This window comes from Methanoculleus nereidis (assembly GCF_032944295.1).
In the GTDB taxonomy this organism is placed as follows: Archaea; Halobacteriota; Methanomicrobia; order Methanomicrobiales; family Methanoculleaceae; genus Methanoculleus; species Methanoculleus nereidis.
Window position 1 is genome coordinate 1 of sequence record NZ_JABFFQ010000020.1, and the last position, 6,021, is coordinate 6,021.

General features: G+C 65.6%; 6 protein-coding genes. 1 reads left to right on the forward strand and 5 read right to left on the reverse strand.

The annotated features are described in order from the left end of the window. Positions 1-231: 231 nt before the first annotated feature. The 3 genes from malQ to HL657_RS13350 are packed head-to-tail and all read right to left on the reverse strand — an operon-like array spanning position 232 to position 3,322. The gene (gene malQ / locus HL657_RS13340) at positions 232-1,731 is read right to left on the reverse strand and encodes a 4-alpha-glucanotransferase (RefSeq protein WP_317297306.1); all 1,500 of its coding nucleotides are present in this window, start codon (positions 1,729-1,731) and stop codon (positions 232-234) included. A gap of 26 nt (positions 1,732-1,757) precedes the next feature. Continuing rightward, positions 1,758-2,552: a proline dehydrogenase family protein gene (locus HL657_RS13345; RefSeq protein ID WP_317297307.1), complete on the reverse strand. Its 795-nt coding sequence runs from the start codon at positions 2,550-2,552 to the stop codon at positions 1,758-1,760. Between the two features lie 2 nt (positions 2,553-2,554). After that, a complete protein-coding gene (locus HL657_RS13350) occupies positions 2,555-3,322 on the reverse strand; it encodes a TIGR04255 family protein (protein ID WP_317297308.1) in 768 nt (255 codons plus the stop codon). Positions 3,323-3,437: 115 nt separating this feature from the next. Between HL657_RS13350 and HL657_RS13355 the strand changes: the two genes are divergently transcribed. After that, positions 3,438-4,001: a diacylglycerol/polyprenol kinase family protein gene (locus HL657_RS13355; RefSeq protein WP_317297309.1), complete on the forward strand. Its 564-nt coding sequence runs from the start codon at positions 3,438-3,440 to the stop codon at positions 3,999-4,001. Positions 4,002-4,405: 404 nt separating this feature from the next. On the opposite strand, the gene HL657_RS13360 is transcribed toward HL657_RS13355, so the two are convergent. Both HL657_RS13360 and HL657_RS13365 read right to left on the reverse strand, forming a co-directional pair. Continuing rightward, complete coding sequence (locus HL657_RS13360) at positions 4,406-4,774, reverse strand: hypothetical protein (RefSeq protein WP_317297310.1); 369 nt, start codon at positions 4,772-4,774, stop codon at positions 4,406-4,408. Positions 4,775-4,819: 45 nt separating this feature from the next. Then, positions 4,820-5,773, reverse strand: coding sequence for a methyltransferase domain-containing protein (locus tag HL657_RS13365; protein WP_317297311.1), 954 nt, complete (start codon positions 5,771-5,773; stop codon positions 4,820-4,822). Positions 5,774-6,021 lie beyond the last annotated feature (248 nt).

The window sequence follows — 6,021 nt, forward strand, 5'->3', positions numbered from 1 at the left end:
CCCCTCCCCTGCAACCCCTCCCCCAAACGCGATATCCCCTTGAAAACCGTGCCAGATACAACTGAAGGGAATTGTAGGGTATGGTACGAAATGTGATACCCTCCGAGAGGTTCCTTTGTCAGCCATCATCCATTCTCCATCTGCTCTTTTATGGATGCGAGTCATTACCCAGCAGAATTCGGCGAAAGATTCCGAAGCACACTTGGCACAGTCGTGGATCACACCGCCGCCTCACCCACGCCCGGAGAGTTCCGTGAGTTCGCGGAGCCACTCAAACGGCGCACCGGCGAACTCCTCCGGTGTCATCCGCCATATCCAGTTCCCCCGGGTGGTCGAGGGGTAGTTCATCCGTGCTGCGGCGCCGAGCCCGAGAAGGTCCTGCATCGGGACGATGCACGCCCGGGCGACCGAGGTCATTGCCAGGCGGACGAGTTCCCGGTGGACCTCGTCCGCCGCCGCTTCCCGCCCGGCGTAGGCGAAGAACCGCCGTTTGTCCTCGTCCGAGGCCTCCTCCTCGAACCACCCTCTCGCCGTGTTGTTGTCGTGCGTCCCTGTGTAGCAGATGAGGTTATGGACGTAGTTGTGGGGGATATGGGGGGTCTTCTCGATCCCCTCGCCGAACGCGAAGAGGAGGATCTTCATCCCCGGGAAGGCGAACCGGTCGAGGAGGGACTGGACGGCCGGGGTGTTCGCCCCCAGGTCCTCGGCGATGATGGCAAAGCAGGGATATCGCCGGGCGAGCGTCTCAAAGAAGTCGGCTCCCGGCCCGTCGACCCAGGTGCCGTTTTCGGCCGTCGCGCCGCCCGCGGGGACCTCGTAGTAGTCGGCGAACGCCCGGAAGTGGTCGATCCGGAAGAGGTCGTAGAGTTCGCCGGACCGGGCGATCCGGCTTATCCACCAGTCGTAGCCGCGCGTTCGGAGTGCCGGCCAGTCGTAGACCGGATTCCCCCAGAGCTGCCCGGTCTTGCTGAACATATCGGGCGGCACCCCGGCGACAACGGTCGGGCGGAGGTCTTCGTCCAGTTTGAAGATCCCGGGGTTCGCCCAGACGTCGACGCTGTCATACGCGACGTAGATCGGGATGTCGCCGATGACCTGGATGCCCCGTCCGGTGCAGTAGCGCCGGAGGGCCGACCACTGCCTGGCGGCGATGTACTGGAGGAACGTCTCCTTGTGGATCCGGCCGTCAAGCCGTTCGCGCAGCTCTTTGAGAGCCTCCGGCTCCCGGACCCGGATCTCCTCCGGCCACCGGTTCCACGCCTGCCCGCGGAAATGGCCTTTGAGCGCGACGAAGAGCGCGTGGTCGTCGAGCCACCACCTGTTCCCGTCGCAGAACGCTTCAAACCTGCGATCCGGCCCGGAGTGGCGAAACCGCTCATACGCAACCGCAAACAACCGTTCCCGGTACCAGGCGGCCGCTTCGTACGCCGCCCGCTCCTCCGGGAAGTCGGGCGCCGGCTCCAGGTCGATCTTCCTCAGGAACCCCTCCCGGACGAGCATCTCCGGGCTGATGAGGAGGGTGTTCATGGCAAACGCCGACGGGCTGCTATAGGGTGAGTGGGCGTACGCGGTCTCTGTCGGGTTGAGCGGCAGAATCTGCCAGTAGTGCTGCCGGGCTCGCTCAAGCGCCTCGACGAACCGGTAAGCCGCCGGGCCGAAGTCGCCGATGCCGTACGCCGACGGCAGGGACGTGATGTGCAGGAGTATGCCGCTTCCCCGTGTCTGGATCATGGCTAACCTCTCCGGATGCGAGAGCGCTACGGCACCGGCGCCCTCCCCTCCGCTGCCAGCCCCGCGAGATACGCCTCTCGCCGGGCGACATACGCCGCCGCCTGCCCACCGAAGGGCACGTACTCCGCGACGGCGCGCCCCTCTTTCGCGAGCCGGAGTTTCATCTCGTCCGCAAGCCCCATCAGGAACCCGAATTCGACCTTCTCGCCCGCACGCTCCACCAGCCATGCGACGAGGTCCGGGTCGTGGGTGCCGGCCGAGAAGGGCACGCCCCGGTCGAGGAGTCCTGCTGCAAGCGTGCGAAAGCGCTCCCGGACCTCGCCGGGGTCGTGCGTATCCGCTCCATAGGCTCCCTTCACCAGGCGGGGCCTGACCCCGTGGCGGACGACGCGGTCGAGGGAGGTCTGGAGGGCGAGCGTCACCGGCAACCCCTGCCTTGCGCAGGCGACGGCGGCATCGACCGTCGTTTCCACGAGTCCCCGCCCCTCCATATCCACCTCGAACCCGACACCGCGTGCATGCGCCCCGCTGCAGAGCCTGATCAGGGATTCCCGGGCGGAATCCCGGTAGATGAGAGCACCGAGCGCGGTTATCTTTACGCTGAGCGATGCGTCCAGGCCCTGCTCCCCGATCGCGGCTATGGCGGCAGAAGAGCGCTCCAGGTTCTCCCGGACCTGCCGCTCGCTTCGGGCGTACTCGCCGAGCGCGTCGAGGATGCACCGGATGCCCCGGGCGTTCTGCGCCCGGCACCGCCCGACCGCCGCATCGAGGTCGGGCAGCGTCCAGCGCTCAAGCCTGCCGGAGGTCGAGGGCGCTATCATCCTCACCGTGCCGCCACTGGCACTTCCTCCCTGATGGTGAAGAGGTCGCGGAGAGTGTCCCTGATGCAGGCCTCGAAGATATCCCGCACGTGGGTGTGGGCGATCTCCAGCCAGTCGGCCACCCCATCGATCGGGATGCTCTTCTCTTCCGACAGGAAGTAGTCGATGTTTAAGAGGAACGCGTTGTGTCCCGTCGACTCGGGCACGGCATCGGTGAGTTCCACCCGGCAGTTGTCGCGGTTGTCGTGGAACGAGAACTCGCACCCGGTGATGAACCCCGCCGGGACCCGCGGGAGTTCCGGCGGGATGACTGGGTAGAAGGCGAAGTAGTCCGAGAGCGTCACTTCCGCTTCGGGGATCTCGATGAGGTTGACGTAGCGCAGGTTCATGGTGCCGATGGCGTCGGCGCTGACGACCTCCCGGAACCGTTCGAACGCACCGTGGATCCGCTCCGAGAAGGCCTCCCAGTGGACGTACGGCTTCTGGCAACTGACCGAGAGCAGCCGGGGCCCGACCTGGACCGCACAGCCCTCGTCCTCGGCGAGGAAGATCGACCGTTCGCCGACCAGGAGCTCCTCGCGGAGCCCTTCCGGGCCGAGGAGCATGACTACCTCGCGCACATAGCGCTGGTCTCTCTTCGGGTAGGTGTCTTTTAAGTGGCTGTAGAGCATGCCCGGATAGGTCATATCCCAGGGGATATCCTCGGGAAACCGGAACTCGCATATCACTTCGGCGGCGGGGGGGTTGACATACTTTCGTATCTCTGCCATCTTCTTCTCCCTCAGGGGTGTTGGATGGAAGGAGACTACTTTAAGGTGACTGCTCCCCGGCAATGGCCGGGCACCATCACGATGCTTTATCTCTCCGGGCCGCTATCCGGGTGTGATGGGCGAAACGTTCCGCCAGACTATCCATCTGCTCATGGGGGTCCTCGGTGCGGCGGTGATCCTCCGCCTGGACGACCGGTGGGCATTCGTGTTCGTGAGCGCCGCGCTCGTCCTCCAGTTCCTCGCCTGCGACGCCTTCACCCGCGGCTACGACGTCCCGGTCCTCTCGCGGGTGATGGACGAGTCGGAGCGCACCGGGAAGGTGCCGCTCAAGGGCGGGATCGCCTACGCCGCCGGGGCGCTCTTCTGCCTCGCGGTCTTCGGCCGCGAGTACACGGCGGTCGGCCTCGTCACGGTCGGGGTGCTCGACAGTGTCGCGACCCTTGTCGGGCTGCGCTTCGGGCGGCACACCCTCGTCGGGAACAAATCGCTCGAGGGGACGGTTGCCGGGGCGGCGGCGGCCGCGCTCGCGCTCTCCTTCCTGATCCCCTGGTGGGCGGCCGCGGTCGTGGCGGCCGTTGCCGGGATCATCGAGGCCTTCTTCCCGCTCGACGACAACGTGGCGGTCCAGGTGGGGGTTTGCGCGGTGCTGGCGGCGGTGGGGGTCGGGGTGGGGTTGTGACAGAAGAATCTCAAGTGCTGGGTTTGCGGAGTGCAGGTGTTCGACTGAGGATGGCAGAACAAGTTGGTGTGATGCAAAAACCCTGTGCTCTGGACCGTGGTGGCTATCCCCGAGAGGGGGGAATACTCCCCCCTCCCCACCTGACGGTGGTCGAGCTCCGGGCGTTCGCACCTTCGGTGCTCATGCTCCCGCTCTGGCGACCGGTCGCATTCCGCCCATCGCACTCCCCGTCAGCCCCACCCCGCGTGGCGATAAGCGACGTTCCGGCAGGAACGGAGCGGGAGCACCGAAGGTGCGATATCCATGGGAAACCCGTACACGGGCAGGTGCGGCAAAAAGAAAGGAGCATGAACCCTCAGCACTATCTTACTAAATCGCGCTGAGCCCTGTCGATCCTCTCCCCTTCAGTGCTTCACACCCCGCTTCTTGAGTTCCTCGGACTTCTTCTTCGAGCACTCCTCGCACCGGAACTCGGGCGCAGGATCCTTCGATTTGTCGTAGTTTTCTGCCCGGACCAGGCGGTAGCCCCGGGCGACCTTCCCGCAGTCCACGCACCGGACCTCCTCTTTGACCTCCCACTGGGCGGCGAGCGCCTCGGAGGTGAAGATGAACCGGTCGACCCAGAAGAAGATGAGGCCGCCGATGAGGTTTGCGATGATGGTGGCGGTGAGCGCCCCGAGCCCCCCGAGCAGCGCGAGCACCCCGGCGAGAATTGGCGTCGAGAGCTGCCACCGGACGAGATAGAGGCCGTATCTCTTAAAATTTACTTCCACATATAAAATTCGGCGGGCGACCTCATAAAATCAGGGTCGGTACCGTCACCCGAGCACCAGGATCCGGCGGGTCAGGCTCTTGTGCACCCGCTGCTCGTGCTCCTGCAGGACGGTGAAGTGGCGGGCGGCGATACCCGTGATGTCGCGGTGCGTGACGACGACCGCGCGCCTCCCCGGCCGGAGGATGCGCCGGATCTCCGCGAGCGATCCGTCGTAGAGCCGGTCCATGCTGTCCCCGTGGATCCGGACCGACTGGCCGTAGGGCAGATCGGTCACGACCGAATCAAGCGCCCCGTCGCAGATCGGGACCGCCGTAGCGTCGGCGATCATCACGTCCGACCCCGGGAGGTTCTGCCGGTAGCCGTCGACCATCGCGGGGTCGAAGTCGCTCCCGAGGATCCGGACGCCGATCTCCCGGGCCTCAAGCAGGATCCCGCCGGTGCCGCAGAAGGGGTCGAAGACCCTCTCGCCGGGGCGGACGAGGGAGATGTTGACGAGCGCCCGGGCCATCCGGGGCATCATCACGCCGGGGTGGAAGAACGGCCGGCGCATAGGGTTCCGCGCCTCGAAGGCCCCCCGGTCGATCTTCTGGATGACGCGGCCGAAGTAGCAGCGGTCTTCCGAGACGACGGCGCGGTACTCCTCGACCGGATCGCGGAGCGAAACCGGGCCGGCGATCAGGGTCCCGATCAGCCGTTCCAGGTCGAGCCGCTCGATATCCATCCTGCTCCCCTGGATCATCTTCCCCCGGCCGACGAACGGCTTCTCGGTCGTGATCGCAAGGTCGCGGAGGAGATCCTCAAACGCCGCCCGCGTGGGCTCGCACTCCCCGAGGTACTCCATCACCGCGTGCGTCAGGGCGAGGCGCCCGGCGGCCTTCGGTTCCGGGCACTCGGCGACCGCGACCTGGGCCCGGCGGTCGAGGACGGTTCCCACGCACTCCAGTTCCGCGGCCGGGAGGTCGGGGTGCTCGCCGGAGAGTTCGAAGAGCAGCTTCATCCTCATGGTATTGGCCCCGCGGGGCGATAAAGCGGGGGGATGGAGTGTCTTAAAACTGGTATCCGATAGATTGGTTTGGATAATTATCGCTTGTTGCTATTGTGGTCTGGCGCAGTGCAAAGGGTTCCACAGTGCATGGGTTCTGGTGTTGTTTATACACCCCGGACACGGATTTCCTGTGGATATCGCCACGGAGGGGGGTGGGGACAGGGGAGTGGGGAATACTCCCCCCTCCCCGTCAGCCCCTC